Origin of the sequence: Agrobacterium tumefaciens, assembly GCA_025560025.1 — a bacterium.
Lineage (GTDB): Bacteria > Pseudomonadota > Alphaproteobacteria > Rhizobiales > Rhizobiaceae > Agrobacterium.
The window spans coordinates 812,927-833,280 of the sequence record CP048486.1 but is presented as its reverse complement, the minus strand read 5'-3'; the positions used below and the strand labels follow the sequence as shown (position 1 = coordinate 833,280).

24 protein-coding genes are annotated in these 20,354 nt (G+C 58.4%); all 24 read left to right on the top strand.

What is annotated here, in order from left to right:
• Nucleotides 1-3: 3 nt before the first annotated feature.
• The 24 genes from FY152_17770 to FY152_17655 all read left to right on the top strand — a co-directional run bounded on the left by FY152_17770 (nt 4) and on the right by FY152_17655 (nt 20,335).
• Nucleotides 4-1,326 (top strand): ParB N-terminal domain-containing protein, encoded by a 1,323-nt coding sequence (locus FY152_17770; GenBank protein UXS35099.1) that lies wholly within the window; start codon nt 4-6, stop codon nt 1,324-1,326.
• Nucleotides 1,323-2,330 carry a phosphoadenosine phosphosulfate reductase family protein gene (locus FY152_17765; protein UXS34008.1) on the top strand — a complete coding sequence of 336 codons (1,008 nt, stop codon included), beginning with the start codon at nt 1,323-1,325 and terminating at the stop codon, nt 2,328-2,330. Before FY152_17770 ends, FY152_17765 begins: the two co-directional genes overlap by 4 nt.
• Before the next feature lie 29 nt (nt 2,331-2,359).
• On the top strand, nt 2,360-3,073 hold the full coding sequence (locus FY152_17760; protein ID UXS35098.1) for a hypothetical protein: 714 nt from the start codon (nt 2,360-2,362) through the stop codon (nt 3,071-3,073).
• A complete protein-coding gene (locus FY152_17755; GenBank protein UXS34007.1) occupies nt 3,070-3,633 on the top strand; it encodes a hypothetical protein in 564 nt (187 codons plus the stop codon). Before FY152_17760 ends, FY152_17755 begins: the two co-directional genes overlap by 4 nt.
• Nucleotides 3,630-3,923, top strand: a complete 294-nt coding sequence (locus FY152_17750) for a hypothetical protein (GenBank protein ID UXS34006.1) — start codon at nt 3,630-3,632, stop codon at nt 3,921-3,923. Before FY152_17755 ends, FY152_17750 begins: the two co-directional genes overlap by 4 nt.
• 11 nt (nt 3,924-3,934) lie before the next feature.
• Nucleotides 3,935-5,146: a helix-turn-helix domain-containing protein gene (locus FY152_17745; protein ID UXS35097.1), complete on the top strand. Its 1,212-nt coding sequence runs from the start codon at nt 3,935-3,937 to the stop codon at nt 5,144-5,146.
• Nucleotides 5,133-5,786, top strand: a complete 654-nt coding sequence (locus FY152_17740) for a hypothetical protein (protein ID UXS34005.1) — start codon at nt 5,133-5,135, stop codon at nt 5,784-5,786. The genes FY152_17745 and FY152_17740 overlap by 14 nt, the downstream gene beginning before the upstream one ends.
• A gap of 471 nt (nt 5,787-6,257) precedes the next feature.
• Nucleotides 6,258-6,863: a hypothetical protein gene (locus tag FY152_17735; protein ID UXS34004.1), complete on the top strand. Its 606-nt coding sequence runs from the start codon at nt 6,258-6,260 to the stop codon at nt 6,861-6,863.
• On the top strand, nt 6,860-8,845 hold the full coding sequence (locus FY152_17730) for a terminase (protein ID UXS34003.1): 1,986 nt from the start codon (nt 6,860-6,862) through the stop codon (nt 8,843-8,845). The genes FY152_17735 and FY152_17730 overlap by 4 nt, the downstream gene beginning before the upstream one ends.
• Nucleotides 8,842-10,449, top strand: a complete 1,608-nt coding sequence (locus tag FY152_17725) for a phage portal protein (GenBank protein ID UXS34002.1) — start codon at nt 8,842-8,844, stop codon at nt 10,447-10,449. Before FY152_17730 ends, FY152_17725 begins: the two co-directional genes overlap by 4 nt.
• Nucleotides 10,446-10,712: a hypothetical protein gene (locus tag FY152_17720; protein UXS34001.1), complete on the top strand. Its 267-nt coding sequence runs from the start codon at nt 10,446-10,448 to the stop codon at nt 10,710-10,712. Before FY152_17725 ends, FY152_17720 begins: the two co-directional genes overlap by 4 nt.
• Before the next feature lie 14 nt (nt 10,713-10,726).
• On the top strand, nt 10,727-11,647 hold the full coding sequence (locus tag FY152_17715; protein UXS34000.1) for a S49 family peptidase: 921 nt from the start codon (nt 10,727-10,729) through the stop codon (nt 11,645-11,647).
• Nucleotides 11,648-11,802: 155 nt separating this feature from the next.
• Entirely contained in the window at nt 11,803-12,237 is a 435-nt protein-coding gene (locus FY152_17710) for a hypothetical protein (GenBank protein ID UXS33999.1), read from the top strand.
• Nucleotides 12,238-12,252: 15 nt separating this feature from the next.
• Nucleotides 12,253-12,624 (top strand): head decoration protein, encoded by a 372-nt coding sequence (locus FY152_17705; GenBank protein UXS35096.1) that lies wholly within the window; start codon nt 12,253-12,255, stop codon nt 12,622-12,624.
• Nucleotides 12,625-12,637: 13 nt separating this feature from the next.
• Nucleotides 12,638-13,648: a major capsid protein gene (locus FY152_17700; protein UXS33998.1), complete on the top strand. Its 1,011-nt coding sequence runs from the start codon at nt 12,638-12,640 to the stop codon at nt 13,646-13,648.
• A 40-nt stretch (nt 13,649-13,688) separates the two neighbouring features.
• Nucleotides 13,689-14,147: a hypothetical protein gene (locus FY152_17695; protein UXS33997.1), complete on the top strand. Its 459-nt coding sequence runs from the start codon at nt 13,689-13,691 to the stop codon at nt 14,145-14,147.
• A gap of 5 nt (nt 14,148-14,152) precedes the next feature.
• Complete coding sequence (locus FY152_17690) at nt 14,153-14,554, top strand: hypothetical protein (GenBank protein ID UXS33996.1); 402 nt, start codon at nt 14,153-14,155, stop codon at nt 14,552-14,554.
• Nucleotides 14,541-15,269, top strand: coding sequence for a hypothetical protein (locus tag FY152_17685; GenBank protein UXS33995.1), 729 nt, complete (start codon nt 14,541-14,543; stop codon nt 15,267-15,269). Before FY152_17690 ends, FY152_17685 begins: the two co-directional genes overlap by 14 nt.
• Before the next feature lie 13 nt (nt 15,270-15,282).
• Nucleotides 15,283-15,465 carry a hypothetical protein gene (locus FY152_17680; protein UXS33994.1) on the top strand — a complete coding sequence of 61 codons (183 nt, stop codon included), beginning with the start codon at nt 15,283-15,285 and terminating at the stop codon, nt 15,463-15,465.
• 5 nt (nt 15,466-15,470) lie between these two features.
• Nucleotides 15,471-16,949: a hypothetical protein gene (locus FY152_17675; protein UXS33993.1), complete on the top strand. Its 1,479-nt coding sequence runs from the start codon at nt 15,471-15,473 to the stop codon at nt 16,947-16,949.
• Nucleotides 16,950-16,998: 49 nt separating this feature from the next.
• Nucleotides 16,999-17,370 (top strand): hypothetical protein, encoded by a 372-nt coding sequence (locus tag FY152_17670; GenBank protein UXS33992.1) that lies wholly within the window; start codon nt 16,999-17,001, stop codon nt 17,368-17,370.
• A gap of 111 nt (nt 17,371-17,481) precedes the next feature.
• On the top strand, nt 17,482-17,700 hold the full coding sequence (locus FY152_17665) for a hypothetical protein (protein ID UXS33991.1): 219 nt from the start codon (nt 17,482-17,484) through the stop codon (nt 17,698-17,700).
• A gap of 112 nt (nt 17,701-17,812) precedes the next feature.
• Complete coding sequence (locus FY152_17660; protein UXS33990.1) at nt 17,813-18,367, top strand: hypothetical protein; 555 nt, start codon at nt 17,813-17,815, stop codon at nt 18,365-18,367.
• A gap of 9 nt (nt 18,368-18,376) precedes the next feature.
• Entirely contained in the window at nt 18,377-20,335 is a 1,959-nt protein-coding gene (locus FY152_17655) for a phage tail tape measure protein (protein UXS33989.1), read from the top strand.
• Nucleotides 20,336-20,354 lie beyond the last annotated feature (19 nt).

The following is a 20,354-nucleotide window of genomic DNA, read 5'->3' as shown; positions in this document are numbered from 1 at the left end:
GCAATGGGTCACCGCTATCTCACGCGCGACCCGAAGGATGGCAACTTGTTTCGTCCGGGCGATCGCGCGGCTGCCGTCATCGAGCGCGCAAAAACCGAAGGCAAGCTGCCGGAAGATAACATAAGCCGCATCGTGGTGACCGGACCGTACCAGCTTTTGCCGCCGCTTTCCGATGACGACTTCAAGGCGCTTTACGATGATATCGCCGCGCACGGTGTCAAGGTTCCGGTCGAATATGACGAGGCCGGTGAAATCCTCGACGGCCACCACCGTGTCGCCATCTGCAAGATGCTCGGTATTACCGACTGGCCCCGCTTCATCCGCAAGCAACTGACAGAAGAAGGCAAGCGATCATTTGCCCGTTCTCTCAACTTCGCGCGTCGTCATCTTTCCGGCGCGCAGCGGCAGGCGATTATTCAGGAGCATCTTAAGGATGCGCCGACGGTTTCCAATCGCGCCATAGCCGCGCAGCTCGGCGTGGATCACAAGACGGTATCGGCGGCACGAAAACGCATGGTCGATGGTGGGGAAATTCCCCACCAAGCGACAATCGTGGGCCGCGATGGCGTTTCTCAGCCGGCGGTCAAGCCAATCCGCACCATGTTCCTGCCGGAACCGGCGAATTTCAAGGAATTAGCGAAGGTCGCCAAGATCAAGCGCGCCGAGGATCAGAAGATGCGACATGCCGTCCGCACCGATCTCGCGGTCCAGATCGCCGCGCGCCAGAACGTTGCACCATGGTGGCAAGGTGTCGGGCAGGATCAGGGCAGGGCGTTCCCGATCATTTACGCGGACCCGCCATGGCGTTTCAAAACCTATTCGGAAGTGACCGGCGGCGAAAAGAGCGCCGAGAACCACTATCCGACGATGTCCCTCGACGACATCATGTCGCTCGGTTGCCCCGGCGCTCATAATTCGGCGATTTTCATGTGGGTGACGGACCTTGCCAATGGCGTCAGGGCGCTGGAACGCTGGGGGTATACCTACAAGAGCTATTGGGGCTGGAAGAAAATCTATCCCGGCGATCAGACCGGGACCGGGTACTGGAGCTTCGACAACCTCGAACTTCTGCTGATCGGCACGCGCGGCGATTTCCCCGCGCCCATTCCCGGCACCCAGCCCATCAAATGCACCGAACATCCGGTCGGACGTCACAGCGAAAAGCCCGTCTGGTTCGCTGAACAGATCGACCGGCTTTATCCGACCATGCCCAAGCTCGAAATGTTCCAGCGCCGCGAGAGCCTCGCGGATGGCGACGTGCGCCTGAATGGAACGTGGGAGTTCTGGGGCAATCAGGCCGGCGCGCCGGAAGGCGGTGCGGAATGACGCTTTCGCATGTGGTTTCCGTTTCGGGCGGCAAGGATTCGACGGCGCTCTATCTCCGCGCCATGGAACGCGGTCTGCCGTTTCGCGCCGTCTTTGCCGATACCGGCAACGAGCATGAATGGACCTATGATTTCGTGCGGGAACTGCCGGGGCGGACTGGCGGGCCTGAAATCGAGTGGGTGAAGGCAGATTTTACCGCCAAGCTTGCCAAGAAGCGAGAATACGTTGCCCGCGTCTGGCCCGTCGAGGGCGTGCCGATGGACAAGGTGGAGAGGGCACTTGCGCTGCTGCATCCGACCGGCAATCCCTTCCTTGACCTTTGCCTTTGGAAAACGCGATTCCCTTCATCCAAAACCCGTTTTTGTACGGACGAACTCAAGCTGGTGCCGATGTTCGAAACGGTCCAGCGCCCAATCCTTGAGTCTGGTAATACGCTGATCTCATGGCAGGGCGTTCGCCACCAAGAGAGTATTGCGCGCCGTGACTTGCCTCGGCTCCAGCGTATCAACCCTGTTCCGTTCTCGCTTCCCGCCGCAGATCGGCGGGCGGGCGAAAGCTGGACAGCATATGCTTATCGACCGCTTATTGAATGGCTGGAAGAAGAAGTTTTCGACTTCCATCGCAAGCATTCCGTTCCTTGGAATCCGCTTTACGATTCCGGGATGGGGCGTGTTGGATGCATGCCTTGCATCATGTGCCGCAAAGACGAAATGCGCGCCATTGCAGAACGATTTCCAGACCACATAGACAAGATAGAGGAATGGGAAGCCCTCGTTTCCAGCGTCAGCAAGAGAGGCAATTCCACATTCTTCAATGTTACCGACGATCCACTCCTGGCGTGCGGCTGGGAAAATGAAGATTATGATTGGTCGCTCGGGCGAACAGGTATCCGTGCGCGCGTTGAGTGGTCGAAGACATCGCGTGGCGGCCTGCAATATGACGGCCTCGCGCTCATGCGGGCCGACTTCAACACCTCCTGTAATCAGTGGGGGGCGTGCGAGTGACGGTTGCCTTCCTAGAATCCTCCCTGAAAATCGCAAAGCCGCTCAAGGTTCTGATCGGCTGCGAAACCTCGGGCGTCGTTCGCCGCGCCTTTGCGGCATTGGGGCATGATGTCTGGTCCTGCGACCTGTTGCCGGCGGATGATGGCAGCAACCGGCATATCATCTGCGACATCCGCGACATCCTGCACGAAGGCTGGGATTTGCTGGCCGTCATGCATCCGCCATGCACCCGACTTTGCAACTCCGGCGTTCGATGGCTGGTCGATCCGCCGAAGAATGCCCCGAATGAGGCGACGGACGCGGAACGGGAGGTTTGGGCCGTTCTGTCCCGCGAGGACCGGCTTTCCATCATGTGGCGGCTTCTTGATGAGGGCGCTGCGCTGTTTTCCGACTGCTGGAATGCGCCGATACCGCGCATCGCCGTGGAAAACCCTGTCATGCACCGGCATGCCAAGGAGCGGATCCGGAACTATCACAAGGCCGCCCAGACGGTGCAGCCATGGCATTTCGGTGATCCGTCCTTCAAGGCGACATCCTTTTATCTTCGGGGCCTGCCGTCACTCGTGGCGACAAACAGGCTGGTTCCGCCCAAGGCGGGAACTGACGAGCACAAGCGATGGTCCGTTGTTCATCGAGCATCGCCAGGTGCAGACCGCTGGAAAATCCGGTCGCAGACGCAACCGGGTATCGCTGCCGCCATGGCGCTGCAATGGGGCGGATACGCCCTTGGGGTGGCGGCATGACGGTGCGCGAGCAGGAAAATCGCCAGCGTGAAAAGGCCCGCGTCGCGCGTTTGGAGGATATCACCCGACGCTGCAAGGGCGACAGGTGGCGGATCGATGCCGATGGTGACCAGACGCATATCATCGCGCGGCGCTCGACGGGTGAGAGCGTCATCCTCGGCACGCTCTATGCGGACGCCCTGCCGGATGAAATCGAGCTACTGACCGGGGCGCTGGAAAACACCATCCTCTTCCTGACCCTGCGGGAGCGCGCCAAGATTGCCTTTCGAAGCGGTCAAAGCCAGCCGCCGGAACGCCAGCTGACCAGCCGCTTGCGCGAGGGCGATTTCGCCGCAAATGCGGCCATGTTGTGCGCGGATACGCTGTTTCATCGATTTCTTGAGCAGCGGCAGCATCCCGCCCAGTCGCGCACCATCCACAACAAGGAACATGCCGATACGGTCCTGAAAAGTCTGATCGGCATCACCAGCAAGACACAACTCAATCGTGAGGAGCGGGCGCAGGCGGCGTTTATCGACCTGCGCTCGGACTTCGAATTATGGAAAGGGGGCCGGTCGTGACGGGGATTTCGCCGGTTATCGAACAGTTACAGGATTGCAGGACGGATGCGGAGCGGGCGCGGTGGCTGCTCAACATCCCGACATTCACCTTTTATCGCGAGCAAACCGCCATTTACCGCGCCCTGCGAAAGGCCGGGTTTATGCGCGGTGAACAGCTTGTCGATCTGGAGATCTCGGCGCTGCTGACGGTGCGGGATCGCTTCGGGCGCCTGCCGGCCGATGTCGAGCACCTGCTGAACGCCGCCCGCACCTTCATGGAGACGCTGGCGCGGAAAGGCGGTGTGAAGTGAGCATTCTCATCATGAGCCGTCTGTTCCGCGCGCAGCTTGGCTCCAGCAGCCGCAAGATGCTGGCGGTTCGGCTGGCTGACTTCGCCGACGATAACGGCAAGGGTATCTGGCCGTCCGTGGAAACGCTGGCGCAGGAAACAGAATTGTCCGTCCGGACCGTGCAGCGCCTTCTCGCCGATTTCGTCAACGAAGGCCTGTTGATCATCGTCAGGAAGGCCACGGGTCGCCCTGGTGAGGCGACACGATATGACTTCGATATGCGAGCCATTGACCGCCTTCCGGACGCAAAACAGCCGGAAACAACGGGTGACACCATGTCACCCGTCATCCCGGCAGATCAGACGGGTGACACCATGACACGGGTGACACCGACGACGGAGACGGGTGACACTGACTGCGGAGAGGGGTGTCACCATGTCACCCGAACCGTAATAGAACCATCAATAGAACCTTCAGTAGAGAGAGATGCGCCTGCGCGCGGCAATTTGGGGGATGAGGAAGAAAATCCGAAAGCGATCGAAACGGCGTTCAAGCGGTTCTTCCTGTCGTGGAAGACGGCGATCCACGACAGCGAGCCGGATGCGCGCCGGGAGTGGGGCGCATTGTCGCCAGATGAGCGGGCCAGTGCGCTTGCTCACTCGGAGAACTATCAGGCCGTCGCCCTGTCCACCGGTCGAAAATATCTCTGCTCTGCGGCCAAATACCTGAAGGAACGGCGCTGGGTGAAGCTTGCGGAACAGAGCGTGCAATCACCGCAGACCGAGACGACGGAGATGGTCTCAGTGTTTTCCCGCGCTGGTCGCGCGCTCCTGATGACGAAGCTTTTTCTTCCTGTTCGGGCGCTCTCCCTGACGCTTATCGAGCAGAATATCATCGAGAACAAGCCGGAAAAGAAGGACCTGATCTGGCGCGATAAGAAGGAAAGGCAGGGTTGGCCGGAGGCCGTCCAGCTTATCGAGCGCAAGCGCTTCACGGTAACGAACCGCATTGTCGAGATCAGTAAGGACTTTGAGCGGGTCGCCGTCAACGGGCCTGTATGGGAGGCATGGAAGCGTGCCTACGCGGAGCGATGCTGGCCATGGCCGCTTGCTCCGGAACGTCTGGAGTTCGCCCAGTTCCCGCCGATACCCGCTGACGTGAACGATCTCGACGAGGCCGTGTCCATCGCAATTGAGAACTTCAAATCCAGACTGAACGAGGGACGGAACGATGATGCAGCATAAGTTCGAAGATATCTGCGGTTACGTCTCACCCAAGGGCTTCGCGAAGCTAGATCGCATCGCGCAAGAGGCGGCGAGAGTGGCCCATGAGCGCGAATCGGCATCGAAAGAGAGGGCGCATGGCGTTTCCGATTCGGCTTGGATTATCGCTCAGGTCGAGTACGGACGGGAGAATATTGTTGAAAATGCCATGATCGATGCAGGTATAGAGGCCTGCGTCATCATGCGGCAAGGACCTGAGCGGAAGCGTAGATATAAGATACTTCCATCAAAACCGACGCCCGTTTTCAACGGCATAGTGTTCGTTTTCTGTGTGGCAGATGCTTATGCGCTGCGGGGTATCCTCACCTTCGATCACGTCAAGAGTATCATTATGTCGGGTGAGGTTGCGGTCAAGATAAATACGGAATCGATAAGCCAGTTCAAGGAGTTGGCGGCACAAGGTGTGTATGATCACAACCGTCGATCTGATGCCATCAGGAAGGGCGATAAGGTCAGGATAACCAGCGGTCCATTCGTCGGCTTTGAGGTTGCGGTTGATGCCTTTGGTGGCGCTGATCAAGGTGATGCTGTCGTCACCATCGAAATCTTCGGCAAGCCCACGGTCTTCAACATGCCTCTTGTCATGCTCGAAAAAGTGTGAGTACAAATGCGCATGGTCAATCCGGTTCTTAGCGGGCTTTTGCTCTAGCGCCCGGACCCAGCCCTGACAGTCTCCCGAGCGAGACACCGATTCAGGGTCAGTGCTACAGCTATGCGACGATGACAGATAAGGCGGCCAATTGGTCGCCTTCTTGCATTGTAGGTATGGGCGACATTCTCGCCGCAGAATTACCAGCCCGCCTCGCTCTGGGCAGATGCCTTTGAATGACCGATGGTTTGAACCTAACGTTCAACGGTCGCCATCGCCATGGAAGGATTGAGCAGCCCTTGGGCAAGGCGTCATCATGACCTTCGAGGGGGTCCGATGCCCCCCCCCTGGGTCAAGGGACCGTACCGGGATTTCTCCCCCTGCGGGCCGGGACGACCCCGAAAAGCCGCCAGTCAAACAGTTGAAAAAATTGGGTTAACGGGGTTAACGGCGTTAACGCATGGGTTAACGAACGGGTCAACGATGAGCGATGTGATGTGGTCCATCGCGCAGATTGCTGCGCGGGACGGTGTTTCCAAGGCTGCCGTTTCCAAGACCGTGAAAAAGCTGGCGGAAGATCGCCCGGACACTCCGATTGAGCGTGGCTCACAGGGGCAGGTGGTCGCGGTATCTCTTGCCCACTATGACCACTATCGACAGAGGCATGTGAACCCTGCCAAGGCAACCGCGCCGCTTCGGTCTCCAGATGGTAGGGCGGACGGCAAGTCTCCACCGGAGCTTCCGTTCCGAGATGAGAACAGTTTTGACGAAGCGCGCCGGCAATCAGAATGGCTTAAAGTCGGGCGCGAAAAGATCCGACATCAGGAAGATTGCGGAGCTCTTATCCGCAAAGACAGAACCGATCAGGCTGTTGCGATCATTGGCGGAGAAATTCAGTCCATCGTTAAGCGCCTTCCTAATCGGGCTGACACAATCGCTTTGGCCGTTTCGAAAGAAGGGGTTCACGGTGTCCGCGTGCTACTTCGTCAGATCGCAATCGATATTTGCAATGACATCGCCGACAAGCTCGAAGCTCTGGCGGAAACAGCGCCCGAGAGCGACCCGCTGATTGAGGATGAAGACGCATGACGGTGCATCCCGGGGCCTTTCGCCTTGTGTCTTCAGCCTTGGCGCGAACAATCCGGAGTGAGGCTCCAGTCCCCTTTGACGTGTATCTTCCTCAAAACATCGTTCTCGTGGATGGTCCAAAAAAGGGAGATTTATGGTCGGCCGAAGATGCGCCGTATCTCGTCGAAATCGCGCAGTGCCTCAGTCTTGAGCATCCATGCACAGAGGTAACGGTTCGAAAATCGCAACAGACCGGCGTCTCAATTCTGGCGCTGGCGTGGATGCTCTACATTGCAGAGACCTGCCCGGACAACTCGATTTACGGCGTGCCGGGTCTCGATACCCTGCAGGATATCAATTCTGGCAAGCTTCAGCCGCTCATTGACGCCTGGCAGAAGCATACCGGAAAACAGATCATCATGCCGACGACCAGCCGGTCCGGGGTAGGATCTACGACTTACGAAAAGAAGTTTCCCGGCGGATCGCTTTATCTGGCGAACGCCAATACCGTTATGGACCTTTCGGCCAAGACGACCCGCTTCGGGGTGAAGGACGAGGTTTCAAAATGGCAGACGCTTCCTAACGGAGCGGATCCGGAAAACCTGTTCTTCGGTCGCTTCACTGCGTTTCGTCGGCAGAAAACCTACAAGATATTTGGGCTTTCGACACCGGAACTCGATAGCGGTGACGCGCTCGGAGAAGGTCCGGGCCATTGCCGCATTGACCGTGATTTTCGCCGTTCGGATCAACGTTTCTGGTACATCCGCTGTCCGGAGTGCGGTACCGAGCAGGTTCAGGAAGATGCCAATCTTCTGATAAATCGGGAGCATCTGCATAAGACGGTTATGCGGTGTGTTAGTTGCACGCATCACATTTCGGAAATGGAGCGTGTCCCTGCTGTGCAGCAAGGGCGCTATATTCCGACGATAACGGGTCCGGACAGGCATCCCGGCTTCCATGTGGATGCCTTCATGTCGCTCATGATGTCCTATGAGGCCATCGCGGAAGACAAGATCAAATATGAGGCCAAGGGCGAGGCGGGCGCAAAGGATTATTCCAATCTGATTTGCGCCAAGCCCTACCAGATGAAAGGGAATGCCCCCGATCATCAACGGCTTATGGAGCGACGGGAAGAATACCTCGCGGGCACAATTCCAGCTGGTGGTCTACTCTTTGTTGCCGGTGCTGACGTTCAGTCCTACGGCATTTACTGTGAGGGCGTTGTCTTCGCAGAAGATCGCCAGAGCTGGAATGTTTTCGCTGAGTTCTTCGAAGGTGCGACGGATAATCCACAAGGCGGCGCGTGGCTCCTTCTCGAAGAATTTTGTGAACAGGAATTTCCTGACAGCCACGGTGTCCTGCGCAAGATCGAAGCTTTGGCTGTCGACAGTGGGTACCGACCTACTCAGGTGCTCGAATGGTGTCGGCGGCGCCCGAATGCGTACGCCATCAAGGGTATGCCAGGGCGTGGCGTCGCTGCGATTAGCCCACCTGTGCGCAAATCCGTAAACAAGCGTGGAAAACGCAAGAGGCATGGTTCGGCTATGTCGTGGCCGGTCGGCACCTGGGCGTTGAAGGCGGAGTTCTACGGAAACCTTCACAAAACCGGTTTGCGTTCGGGTGAAGCGACAGATCCACCAGGTTACTGCCATTTCCATATGGATCTGGGCGAGGAGTATTTTCAGCAGCTGACTGCGGAATATTTCAGCCAGAAGATGGTGAAGGGCAAGCTGCACGAAGAGTGGATGCCTCGTCGAGAGCATAACCACTTTCTTGATTGCCGCATCTACGCGATGGCGATGGCTGAACACCTCGGCATCTCTCGCCTGACCAAAAGCCAGTGGGCTGCGCTCCGCGCGAAATATGAACCTGCAACACCGGTCGACCTTTTGTCGCCGGAAAGCCAGCAAGTGGCAGAGAGGGTACCGCCGGAGCAATCTCCGATCGTGCCACCTCTGCCGGTGAAGAAACCAGTCGAAAACAGGTGGGCGAAAAGACGATGACGGAAAAGATGCGGGTACGGGTGAAGGCCGGCAGTGTCGCTGTTCCTGCCGGAAATCCGTCCCGTCATCGGGCCGGGTACCTTCGTGATACACAATCCGGCATCATAGCTTCCCGTCCTGCATCGCTGAGAGAGCATCGCGACGAAATCCGCCGCGTATGGTGGCGGGCGGCAGCCCTTGCCATGGATATGCTGCAGAATTCCGGACGGCTGCGCGGCGCGGCTGACCAGATCCTTGCCGACACGGTCGGCGTCGAACTGCAGTTGAACCCGCGTCCAGATCTGACGAAATTCGGTTACGACCGCGCCGAAGCTGTTTCTTGGACACGGATGGTAAAGGGGCGTTTCAAGGTTTGGGCATGGAACCCGCTGGAATGCGACTTCCGTGCGAAATTCACAATCCCCCAGCAGACCGATGTGGGCCTGAGACACTGGCTCGCATTCGGGGAAAGTACGGGCATTGTGTCCTATTTGCCGGAAGCGCAAAGGCTGCCGGGAACCAGAACAGGTACAAAGTTTCTGCTCGTTTCCCCGCAGAAACTGGTGCAGGATACGAATGAAATCGAAGGGATGTATCAGGGCGTCATTCATGATGCCTATGGACGCCCGACGCATTACCGCTTCCAAGAGCGCCGCGACGGCATGACGACGAAAATCGATTATGCCGCACGGGACGCAGACGGGCGACAGCTCGTCATGCATGCGTTCGATCCGTTCTCTTCGGACGATGTTCGTGGCCTGTCGCCTCTCGCCACAACATTCAGAAAATACCTGATGGCGGAGAACACTGATGACGCGATGGCCCAGGTCCATTTTTTGCAGACGATTTACGCTGCCATCCTGAAAAGCGACAAGCCGAGCGCAGAAGCGTTCGAGGCGCTGGAAAGCATGAAGGAAAGCGGCGCCACCGGTGTGGAAGATATTGCGTCTGACTTTGCGCAATACTTCAAGGCGCAACTGGATCGCGCCGCGGAATCGGAAATTCGCCTCGGTGCCGGAGCTGGCGTTTCCCACCTCGCTCCGGGTGAAGATCTTGAATTCAAGTCCATTTCCACACCTGGAAAGGAATCTCAAAGTTTCATGGCCTCGCTCCATCGTGAGACGGCGCGGGCGCTCGGCATGTCATATGGCGGGTATACCTTGGACTATACCAATGCCACCTATGCCAGTACGAACATGGAAAATTCGGCTCTCTGGCCCATCGCCCAGAGACGTACGGACCGCATTGCGGCACCACACGTTCTGGTTCCCTACGCGGGGTGGCTGGATGAAGAAATCGGCGAGGGACGGATACCGTTCAAGGGCGGATATGAAGTTTTCCGCCAATTTCGGGAGGAAATCCTTTGGGCAATTTGCCAGGGGCCTTCGAAACCGACTGCCGATGACGAGAAGCGTGCAAAGGCATCCAGCGAGCGTATCGCCAACGGTACAGGAACGCTGGAACGCGAATGTGCCGAACTCGGCGACGATCCGGAGGAAGTATTTGAGAGCCGGCTCATGTGGCACGAGCGTTATGTGAAAGCCGGCATGCGGAGCCCGTTTGAACGTGGATATGGTTCGAAGCCGGCAGCCGAAACGACGCAGAAGGAAGGCGCGCCCGCATGAATACCGTGAAGATTGCGGGTGTCGTTGTCGATGTAGAAGACCCGTGTGCTCTCTATGCAGCGCTTGCTGCGGCGAAAGCGAAGCGCCTTGCAGGCGAGCAAATCGAGGAGAGCGAAATTCGCTCTCCTGTTATGCAACAGCGGGTAAAGGTCGCGTCGTCCAGCATCGCCGATATCGATAAAGAGCTCGTCCGCCTGCAGGCGGCCTGCCAAGCGAAGATGATCGGTTGCCGCCCGTCGCGTCGTTGGCGGCTTAAGTTTTAGGATCGAGAAAAGCCATGAGCTTGAGTTATGCCCATATTGCCCAGCAGGTTTTTAATACGCCACTGATGTACGACGCCAGAAAAGCTGAGGCTTTTTTGCATGGACTGGGCAGTAGAATCGCGGGCGACACCGTTGTGGTTTCCAATCCCGGTGATGCTGTCAGTCATGTGGCGGGAGGAAATGGGCGTCCCTTGGCGGGAAAAGTTGGCAACCGTCTTGAGAGGGCCTACACGGGCGCCAATCTGCTGCCATTTGATCTTTACCAGGGGGTGGCGATCATTCCGATCGAAGGCACCCTTGTGCACAAAGGCGGGTGGATTGGTGCTAATTCAGGGCAGACGAGTTATCAGGGGCTGCTTGCCCAGATCGCCATGGCCCGCCGAAGTCCTGATGTCAGAGGCGTGGTGTTTGAGGTCGACAGCTATGGAGGCCAGGTGAATGGTGCCTTCGAGGTCGCTTCAGCCATGGCCCTCCTGTCGAAGGAGAAGCCCACCATTTCGATCCTCACTGACTTCGCTTATTCCGCTGGCTATTTGCTGGCCTCGCAAGCGCGTTCTGTCGTGATGCCGGAATTCGGGGGGGCAGGATCTATTGGCGTCATCATGTTGCATGCCGACTATTCCAAGGCGCTGGACGATTCCGGGATCAAAGTTACGATCATTCGTGCCGGAGGAAAAAAGGCTGACGGAAACCCGTATGAGCCTCTTTCCGCCGCTCTGGCTGGGCGCTGGCGTGGGCAGGCCGAAGTGATGCGGCAAAAATTTGCTGAAGTTGTCGGCAAAGGCCGCTCCGGCCGCATCACAAAAGCATCCGCGCTTGCGACTGAAGCGGATATCTACGAAGCGGGTGATGCCTTGAAGATCGGCCTCATCGACGCTGTCGGTGATCCACTGGCAACCTTCGACGCCTTTGTGAAGGCGGTCCAAAGGAGATGAACGCAATGTCAAGTCTGATAGATGCCATTCGGGCGGCGGTGCTTCCCGGATCGACGGCCGACGTTCTCATGTTTGAGAACGAAGGTGAAACCGGCGCGAAAGCTCCGCCTTCCGACCCGCCGCCTTGCGCGGCTCAACCCACCACTGGAGGTGACATGACTGTCCAACAGTCCCAGTCCGGCCCGGCGTCCGCCGCGGCTGGAGCACTCGCCGCCGTCGTCACAGCTGCTTCCGGTGGCGACGACGGTTTCGCTGCGGCCATGGGCCGCATCAACGCCATTGCCTCCGCTGAAGGCATCAAGGGAGACGCCGGCCGCCTGAATGCTGCAATCGAGCTTGCCGGCGCATCCCCGCAGATGACAGCGGAAGCCGTTATCGCCTTCGTGTCCGCGAATGTTCCCGCCGCACAGGCTGCATCCTCGAAGGCAGGAGAAGGAGAAGCGGGCTCTGCGAGAACCTACGAGCAACAGCGTCTTGCGGCCGCCAGCCTGGCCATGCCGGGTTCTGCCTCGTCCGCTGCAAAGGCATCGCCGAAGATCAATCGCGACGCGATCTTTGCGGCGCGCCGTAACCAGACCAAGGGAGAATGATCCATGGCCATTTCCATGACTGAAACTCCGCGCGATTTGGCCGTCCTGCTGTCCGAAGCGAACGGATACCTTTCTCGCGAGGTTCTCACCATCGCATCCGGGGCTGGCAAGCTTCTTGCGGGCACCGTTCTCGGTAAGGTGACGGCGAGCAGCAAATATGTTGCTTCTCCAAACGCGAGCGTCGTCGGCAAGGAGGGGGCGGAAACCGCCATCGCTATCCTCGGCTACGAAGTCGATGCGACTTCAACCGACGTTAAAGCGGTCTGCATCACCAATGACGCTGAGGTGAAAAATCCGATGCTGGTGTTCGACGCCAGTGTCGACGACGCAACCAAGCGCGCTGCGAAGCTGACACAGCTTCGTGCCGTGACCATCAAGGCCCGATAAGGAGATCTGATCCATGGCCGCACCAAACGCACATACCGGCGATCCTTTCAGCCTTGAGAGCCTCACTGCCGCCGTCAACGCCGAGCCCTATCGCCCCGGTCAGATTTCCGCAGCGGCGCTTTTTGAAGAAGACAGCGTTTCGACGACGAGCGTTTCGATCGAAATGCGCAACGGAAAACTCAGCCTCGTCGAGCCGACCTCTCGCGGTGGTTCCGGCGAAACGACAGGCGACGACGATCGTAGCAAGCACATCATCGGCGTCCCGCATTATCAGCGGGATGACAGTATCGCCGCTGACGAAGTGCAGAATGTCCGCGAGTTCGGTACTGAAAGCAGCCTCGAAAATCTTGAGGGTCGCGTCAATCGCAAGGCGCAGCGCCATGCACGGGATCTGACGATGACCCTGGAACACCAGCGAGTGGGCGCCATCAAGGGCATCGTTACATCCAAGTCCGGCGGTGTTCTCGTTGATCTCTATAACCTGTTCGGACTGGCAGTGCCGGCAGCTGTATCTCTCGAGCTGGATGTCGACAGCACGGTCGTTACCAGTCTCTGGCAGGATGTGATTTACTCGCTCGAAGATTCTCTCGATGAAGCCTATGGAGGAATCAGGGTTTTTACCGGGCGCGATTTCCACAAGGCTCTCTGGCAGCACAAATCCGTCCGGGAAACATTCCTGTACAATTCCGGCGCGGCCGTTCTTCGTCAGGATGTTCCGGACAGCTTCGTCTGGGGCGGCGCGACGTGGGAGCGATACAAAACCGGCGCCAAGGCGACGGCAGATCTCGGTTCTCCCTACATCGCCCACAACGAGGCTCGGGTGGTAATGGAAGGTGTCCCTGACCTGTTTATCACCAGGTTCGCGCCGGCCGATTACAATGAAACGGTCAACACCCCCGGACTGCCGTTCTATAGTCGTGCGATCGAGAAGCGCAACGGCAAGGGTTACGATCTCGAAGTGCAGATGAATGCAATTTCGGTTTGCACGCGCCCTCAGACACTGCGCAGGTTGACCCTGACCTGATCGGGCGGCACTCCAGAAATACAGTCGAACAGGAAGCCTTATGGGCTTCCTGTTTTGCAGCGTCATGTTGTTTGGCGCGGTGAAACAGGAAGAGGAACAATCCATGTCAAAGAAAACAATGTCGATTGCGTTCCCGCGTGGGGGAATTATCCCCGCCGCGGTATTGTCCCTCAAAGAAGACAAGGTTTGCTCGCCGCACGAGCCTGTCAAAGTCCCCGTCGACTATGGCCAGCACCTTATTGATGATCGTTTTGCTATCGCTGTCACAGGCAAATCTTCCGACAGCGACGAAAAATCCGAAACCGACGCCGCAGTAAAAAAGAGGTCCGAGGCGGACGCAGCTGCAAAGAAGAAAGCCGAAGAGATCGATGCGGCTGAAAAGAAGGTCGAAAACGCGAAGGCTGCGGTAACGGCGGCTGGGACAGATACTGTAGCGCTTGATGCGGCTCAGGTCGATCTCAGTGCCGCCGAGGCGGAACTTTTGCTCCTGAAAGCTTGATCGCAATGGTTGACTGGGAAGCCGCACGGGCCTTCACGGAAGACGCCTGCGCGGCGACCTTCGATACCAAAACCGGTCGCCTGATAGGAAGGCGACCGGGTGCCACCGTCAATCATTCAGAACAGGATGACCCGGCGCGCGCGCCGTTTGATTTCATGTGTTCTGTCGATCTCGAGCCGACAAGCGACATCATCCGGAGGTATCCGTCTGCTGACCCGCAGTCGGGTAACGGGGTCATCTCTTACGACGCCGTCATCACCGCCCATGTAGGATTGTGGCCATGGTCGCCCAGAATGGGCGATCATATCGTGGTTGGCGAGAAGACCTGGCGCGTCGAGGCCTCGCGCAAGGATGGATCAAGCAGGCCTGCGTGGTTTGTCTCGGAGGTGAGGAATGTTGGCGGCTGAAGCTGTAAGGCTGGTGGCAATCGAGCTTCTGAGGCCGAGCAATATTCCTGAAGGCGGGAATTTTCCGACGCTGGCCGGCTCGCGCGTATTTGATAGCCGCGGGCCTACGTTGACCGAAATTGATCAGGAGCGGAAATACACGCCCGTTCTCTCGGTCTATACGCAAAAAAGCAGTGCGGACGCCGCTGGCGCAGCTTCGGGTTTCGATGACACTGAAGCTACTGTTTCGCTGCTTGTCATGGCAGAGCTTGCGGTCATCACTCGCGAAGGCGGCACGGATTATGTCGACGCCATGACGGCAGGTACCGATGTTGAGGCAAGACTTGTTCTTGCTGCCCTGGTTGCGCAGGTTCGACGCCGTCTTGAATTCAGCGCAGCCGGAGCGCCATGGAGAAAACTCGTCAAGCAGGTGTTGCGCGTTGACGAAGAGACGCACGCCGTTCCGGAATTCGGCCTTCGCTGGCAGCGGATTTTCTGCACCTTTAACCTCGCAATCGGCGATGACGATTTCGACATGAGCCGCCCCGGCCTGCCTGAGCCGCTCGGGTCGGTTGCGGCAGCATTGCCTGACGGCAGTTACGCAAAACAGAAGCTTGCCGAACTGGCAGCCTGTTTTGCGGCTGAAAACCCCGATCAGCTGAGCACTATTCACGGTGTGACGGCTGGACCGGGCAGCACCTCGCTTGAAATAGGTCAAAACGACCTGATCCCCTGACCGGAGATTTCCAATGTCCAAGATTTATGTGGCGGCCAAAGGGTGCGCCATCCCCGGCGGCTGGCCGGAAGGTGGCCGTCCCATCGATCCGCTTTCGCGCCAGCATCGCCGCATGATCGAGACCGGTGACCTGGTCGAAAAAGAACAGGCCGAAGAAACGCCGGCCGAAACCGTGAAACCGTCCAGGAAGGATTGACCCCGATGGTGAACAACATTCCCGACAATATCGTCGCACCGCTGCTCGCCTTCGATATCGAGTCCGGCGGGCAGTTCTCCTCTGAACTGAACGAAATCCTGCTCGGCTTCGGCATCGCCGGCGGCGCTCTTGCTGAAGGCCAGATCGCCATCTGCAGCACCGTCAATGAAGCCCGTCGTCTTGCCGGTCGCGGTTCGATGTTGGAAAGCATGTTCATCCGCGCCAGAAAGAATGCGCCGGCGCAGGTGATCTACCTTGGCCGCGTCGCCGATACCGGCACGGCGGAAGTCCGGACATTGACTGTCGGCGCCATTCCTGCGGCGGGCGGACAGGCCGTGGTTCAGGTCGCCGGCGAAAGCGTATCGATCGATATCGCCGCCGGGACCTCGGCGAACGATACGGCCTCGGCGCTTGCTGCGGCGATCAACGCCTATTTCAATGCGCTCACGAAGAAGAGCTTGCCTTTCACGGCGACGGTGGCCACGAACGTTGTCACCCTCACGGCACGGCACAAGGGTGCCTATGCGGGCAGGCTCGACATCTTCATTCCGGTTCTGGAAGGCGGGAACGTCTTTACCAGCGCCAACCTGACGGCGGCAACGACAACGCCAGGTGCAGGCAATCCGGACCTTTCCGCCATCCTCGCCGCGATGGGCGACGATCCTTTCGAGGCGATCGTTTCCGCATTCAGTGACGATGCCGCCGTGGCGCTACTCGATGCGTTCGTGACATCACGCTGGGGATATGATCAGCAGCTTTACGGCCATGCCTTCTATCCCTTCACGGGCACCGACAGTCAGGTGAATACGAAGGGTCTGGCGCGCGACACATGGCATCTGTCGCTGATCCCGATCCTTTCGGGCGGCGGCAATGGCACCCCCGACTACGAAGCAGTCAGCGCCGTTGTGTCACGGGCGCTGCCCATGCTCGGCTCCGGCTCCGATGGTCGCGTTTCCGCAAATCAGTCCGGCCTTGTCGTCAGCGGTGTGATCGCCCCGCGTGATCGCAATTACTGGCCGGATTACCCGACGCGCAATGCGTGGCTGCAGAACGGCGTTTCGGCGTGGAAGGTTGATCGCAGCGGCGACGTGATCATCGACAAGATCATCACCCAGCAGCAGACGACGAACGGCGTGCCGGACACGGCTCTCCGTGATATTCAGGCGGTCTACCAGTTGACCTATGCCCTGAAATTCATTCGCGCGCAGCTGGCCTACGAGCATTCCAATAAGGCGATTGCCGACGACAATCCGGCGAACCTGCCCACCCTGGTCACGGTCCTCGATATAAAGGCGACGCTGGTGCATGCCTGCATCGACCTTTCGCGGCGCGGTGTTCTGGAATTCGGCAACGATATCGCTGCGCAGATTACCGTTACCCGCAATCTCGACAATCCGAACCGGGTGGACATTGTCCTGCCGATGGATCGCGTCAACCCGCTCGATATCTTCGCCGGCCTTGCTCGCGTCTACGCTCAGCTTTGAGGCGGTCTCCGCCTCTTTCTCTCTTTGATCCCATCTGCGGAGAACACCCATGGCAGGAAATGATTTTGGCGGGCGCATGACCGTCCGTCTCGCGAGTGGTCCACTTCTGTCGCTGCGCGGCAATTTTACCGTGCTGTCGGCAGGGCAATCAAACGAAGCTATCACCAATCAGGACGGTTCAACCGATCGCGTCGGCACGCCGACCGCGCCGCGCGCCGAGGTGACATTCAAGGATGCGTCGGACGTCGATTTCAATGCGCTCATGACCGCTCCTCGTCAGAATTTCACCATCCAGGAAGAGTTTACGGGGGTGACGCATTATTACTTCAATGCGTTTTTCAGCGGCGAACCCAGTTCCAACCGGTTGAACGGTGAGCTTTCTGGCCTCCTGATCGTCGGCGAAACATACCGTCGCGGATAAGGGGCGGCCATGACGGAAAGGATCATCTCTCTTTCTCGGAAATATGAGTTTCCGGGAGTTCAACCATTCTCGGAAGTTCGGCTTCGGGCGCCAACATACAAAGAGATCTACATGGACGGCATCGGTGAACCGCGTGAAACGCACGTGGTTGCCGGTCAGCCGATGGTCGTCACGCACTATGAGGCGATTGACCGTCATCTCCTGAATGTGTGCCTTTCGCCATCCTATGACGCACTTTCGGTACTGGAGGCGCATGATGCGATCGAAGTCGCCGAGGCTGTTTGCGATTTTTTTATGCGGCAGCCGGGGTTGTTGACGCCGTCGATCTGATGGTGTTTCAACTCGGCTGGGACCCGATGCGGGTACAGAACATGACCGCCGCTGAAATCGCGCACTGGTGCAATCGTGCTGTCCTCTTCGCGGAACGAAAACGGAGCCGGTCATGAGACTGGAAATGAACAGCAAGGATTTCGAGGAACTGGAGCGCGCCTTCCGGCGGCTCCCCGGTGAAATCCGCACCAAAGCGATGCGCCGTGCCATGACGCGCGTAGCCCAGACCGCGAGATCACGCATCGTTGCCCGCCTCGGTCCGCACACGCAAATGCCACGCGAACTGGTCGCGTCGCTGACGACGGCGCATTTCAACGCTGGTGGTAACACCTCAAAGGTTGTTACCGAGTCCGGCTGGATACCCTTGCAGCGTCTTGGCGCAGTGCAGAATGCATCCGGCGTCTATGCGAAGCTTCGCGGCTCATATCGCCACGCCTTCATCGCTGCCATGAAAAGCGGCCATGTTGGTGCATTTCGCCGGGTGCCAGGCACGCAAATGTCGTCTGCGACCGGCAAGCGCGAGCAGATCCGCGAATTGTTCGCAGCGAACCCGGCCCACGCCATCACCAACAATCCGGATGTCTATCTCGATGTCCTTGCTGGCGTGATCGAAGACTATTTCTTTCCGCGTGTCGTTCACGAAATCGAACGTCTCTTACCTCGATAGGATGCATCCATGGCCAATCGGAAAATCCGCGCCGAGCTTGAGATCGATGGCAAGGACAGCACCAGTCCTGCTTTCCGCTCCGTCGCGACCCGCATGGGCCAGATCGAGCGTCAGATGTCGCGGTTCAACAAGACCGCGTCCGACTTCGACCGCAAGGTCGCGTCGATCAATCGGCATTCGGCTGGAATGCAGCGCGCTGCCGAAGGCTTTAACAAAGCCGGCACGATGCTGCGAACCGGTATCGCCGGCTATGGTGCCTATGAGGTAGGCCGCGCGATTGCGGGTACGGTCAAGGATTTTGCGGCGCTTGAACGCCAGATGACCCGCATCGGCATCACGGCCGATGCGTCGGCGGCGCAGACAAAGGAGGCCTTCGCGCAGGCGCAGCAGATCGCGAAGGATCTGAACTACGACAGCGTGCAGCCCGCAATCGAGGCGATTGATACGCTTGTTGCTTCCGGCAAGTCGCTGGATGAGGCGATGGCGTTCCTGCCTTCCGTACTCGCCACGGCGCAGGCCACGGGCGCGGCAACGCAGGACATCGCCAACACCGGTCTCAAGGCCGCCGACGCCCTGAAGATCGAAACGAAGAATATGCAGCGCGCCTTCGATATCATGGTCATGGGCGGCAAGGCCGGCCAGTTTGAACTGAAGGATATGGCGCAATACATCCCCGGCCTCGCAAACAGTTTCGCGACGCTCGGTTACAAGGGTGAGGATGGTCTGAAGAAACTTGTTGCCATCCTTCAGACGATCCGCGAGGACACAGGCGACGCCAGCAGCGCCGCTACTCAGGCGCAAAACATCTTCGGCAAGATGTATTCTGAAGAAACGGGCAAGAAGTTTGCCAAGTTCGGCATCGATCTTCGAAAGGAGATGGAGGCCGCAAAGAAAACCGGAGAAGACGCCGTCACAGCGTTCATCCGGCTCTCGAATGAGGCGATCAAGGGCGACCTTTCCAAGCTTCCGCTGCTGTTCAGCGATCAGGAATTCCGTCTGGGCATGCAGTCCCTGATGACCAGTAGCGACAGCCTGAAGCGGTTTATCGACACGATGAATTCCGCTGAAGTCAACGGCACTGTTTTTCGCGATGTGAACCGCATCTTCGGAGACACGCAAGCATCGATCGACAGGATGTCAAACAGCTGGGAAAAACTGAAAACATCTTTGGGCGAAAGTGTCGCGCCTGCGGTCACACCCCTCATGGATGGCGGCGTCAAGCAGCTGGATCGCTACAACGCCCGTCAGCGCGGCATGGAAAAGCGGGGGTGGGGCTGGTTCCGACGGAACCTTGGGGTCATCTCCACGACAGAGGAGATGGATCTCGCCTATGAAGGTGGATACCGCGACGAGAAGTTTCTCGGCGAATATTGGGCTTCCAGATATGGGGCCGGCAGAGACGATCCGCGCCGCCCTCGTGCCTCGACTGGCCGTCAGGGGCGGCCGGTTGTTATCGGGGATTTCCCGGGCGGTGGGCATGGATATACCAACCGGACATTGCCTGCTGGTTCCGCACCCATCCCCGCACCTCGCCCAAGAGAAATTGCCTCCGGACCATCTGCTACCAGCGATCTCCAGCGCCAGTACCGCGAGTACGGGCAAGGCCGAGTGGCGGGACAGAAGATATCGACCGAAGTTGCGAACATGGATGTGTTTCGCGGAATTCGCGAGCGTCTCGAACAGTCGACCGAGGTTGCGGGAACCCAGGCTGGGAAGTCAATTGCCGATGGAGGTCAGACTGCTGCTGCTGCCATCGAGAGCGGATCGCAAAAACTGCAAAGCGCTGGCGACAGCTTTCTCTCGGGATTGACTGCTGCTGCACAGAAACTCCTGGATGCGGCCAACAGGTTGCAGAACCTCCGGATCAATGCGACCGCAATTGGCGCGCAGGGGGGTAAAGCTCTCGCAAACGCTGATACCGGCAGGACTTTCCCGCCGGATATCTCGAAGCCGACTGGCGCACAGTAAACCCCGTTAAGCGGAGAAC

What these genes read in the sequence shown, in the direction of transcription:
- FY152_17690 (UXS33996.1), top strand. Translation starts at nt 14,153, where the DNA reads ATGGTTGACTGGGAAGCCGCACGGGCCTTCACGGAAGACGCCTGCGCG.
- FY152_17695 (UXS33997.1), top strand. Translation starts at nt 13,689, where the DNA reads ATGGGCTTCCTGTTTTGCAGCGTCATGTTGTTTGGCGCGGTGAAACAG.
- FY152_17770 (UXS35099.1), top strand. Translation starts at nt 4, where the DNA reads ATGGGTCACCGCTATCTCACGCGCGACCCGAAGGATGGCAACTTGTTT.
- FY152_17740 (UXS34005.1), top strand. Translation starts at nt 5,133, where the DNA reads ATGATGCAGCATAAGTTCGAAGATATCTGCGGTTACGTCTCACCCAAG.
- FY152_17720 (UXS34001.1), top strand. Translation starts at nt 10,446, where the DNA reads ATGAATACCGTGAAGATTGCGGGTGTCGTTGTCGATGTAGAAGACCCG.
- FY152_17765 (UXS34008.1), top strand. Translation starts at nt 1,323, where the DNA reads ATGACGCTTTCGCATGTGGTTTCCGTTTCGGGCGGCAAGGATTCGACG.
- FY152_17665 (UXS33991.1), top strand. Translation starts at nt 17,482, where the DNA reads ATGGACGGCATCGGTGAACCGCGTGAAACGCACGTGGTTGCCGGTCAG.
- FY152_17660 (UXS33990.1), top strand. Translation starts at nt 17,813, where the DNA reads ATGAGACTGGAAATGAACAGCAAGGATTTCGAGGAACTGGAGCGCGCC.
- FY152_17755 (UXS34007.1), top strand. Translation starts at nt 3,070, where the DNA reads ATGACGGTGCGCGAGCAGGAAAATCGCCAGCGTGAAAAGGCCCGCGTC.
- FY152_17655 (UXS33989.1), top strand. Translation starts at nt 18,377, where the DNA reads ATGGCCAATCGGAAAATCCGCGCCGAGCTTGAGATCGATGGCAAGGAC.
- FY152_17680 (UXS33994.1), top strand. Translation starts at nt 15,283, where the DNA reads ATGTCCAAGATTTATGTGGCGGCCAAAGGGTGCGCCATCCCCGGCGGC.
- FY152_17735 (UXS34004.1), top strand. Translation starts at nt 6,258, where the DNA reads ATGAGCGATGTGATGTGGTCCATCGCGCAGATTGCTGCGCGGGACGGT.
- FY152_17725 (UXS34002.1), top strand. Translation starts at nt 8,842, where the DNA reads ATGACGGAAAAGATGCGGGTACGGGTGAAGGCCGGCAGTGTCGCTGTT.
- FY152_17670 (UXS33992.1), top strand. Translation starts at nt 16,999, where the DNA reads ATGGCAGGAAATGATTTTGGCGGGCGCATGACCGTCCGTCTCGCGAGT.
- FY152_17730 (UXS34003.1), top strand. Translation starts at nt 6,860, where the DNA reads ATGACGGTGCATCCCGGGGCCTTTCGCCTTGTGTCTTCAGCCTTGGCG.
- FY152_17685 (UXS33995.1), top strand. Translation starts at nt 14,541, where the DNA reads ATGTTGGCGGCTGAAGCTGTAAGGCTGGTGGCAATCGAGCTTCTGAGG.
- FY152_17700 (UXS33998.1), top strand. Translation starts at nt 12,638, where the DNA reads ATGGCCGCACCAAACGCACATACCGGCGATCCTTTCAGCCTTGAGAGC.
- FY152_17705 (UXS35096.1), top strand. Translation starts at nt 12,253, where the DNA reads ATGACTGAAACTCCGCGCGATTTGGCCGTCCTGCTGTCCGAAGCGAAC.
- FY152_17715 (UXS34000.1), top strand. Translation starts at nt 10,727, where the DNA reads ATGAGCTTGAGTTATGCCCATATTGCCCAGCAGGTTTTTAATACGCCA.
- FY152_17745 (UXS35097.1), top strand. Translation starts at nt 3,935, where the DNA reads ATGAGCCGTCTGTTCCGCGCGCAGCTTGGCTCCAGCAGCCGCAAGATG.
- FY152_17675 (UXS33993.1), top strand. Translation starts at nt 15,471, where the DNA reads ATGGTGAACAACATTCCCGACAATATCGTCGCACCGCTGCTCGCCTTC.
- FY152_17710 (UXS33999.1), top strand. Translation starts at nt 11,803, where the DNA reads ATGACTGTCCAACAGTCCCAGTCCGGCCCGGCGTCCGCCGCGGCTGGA.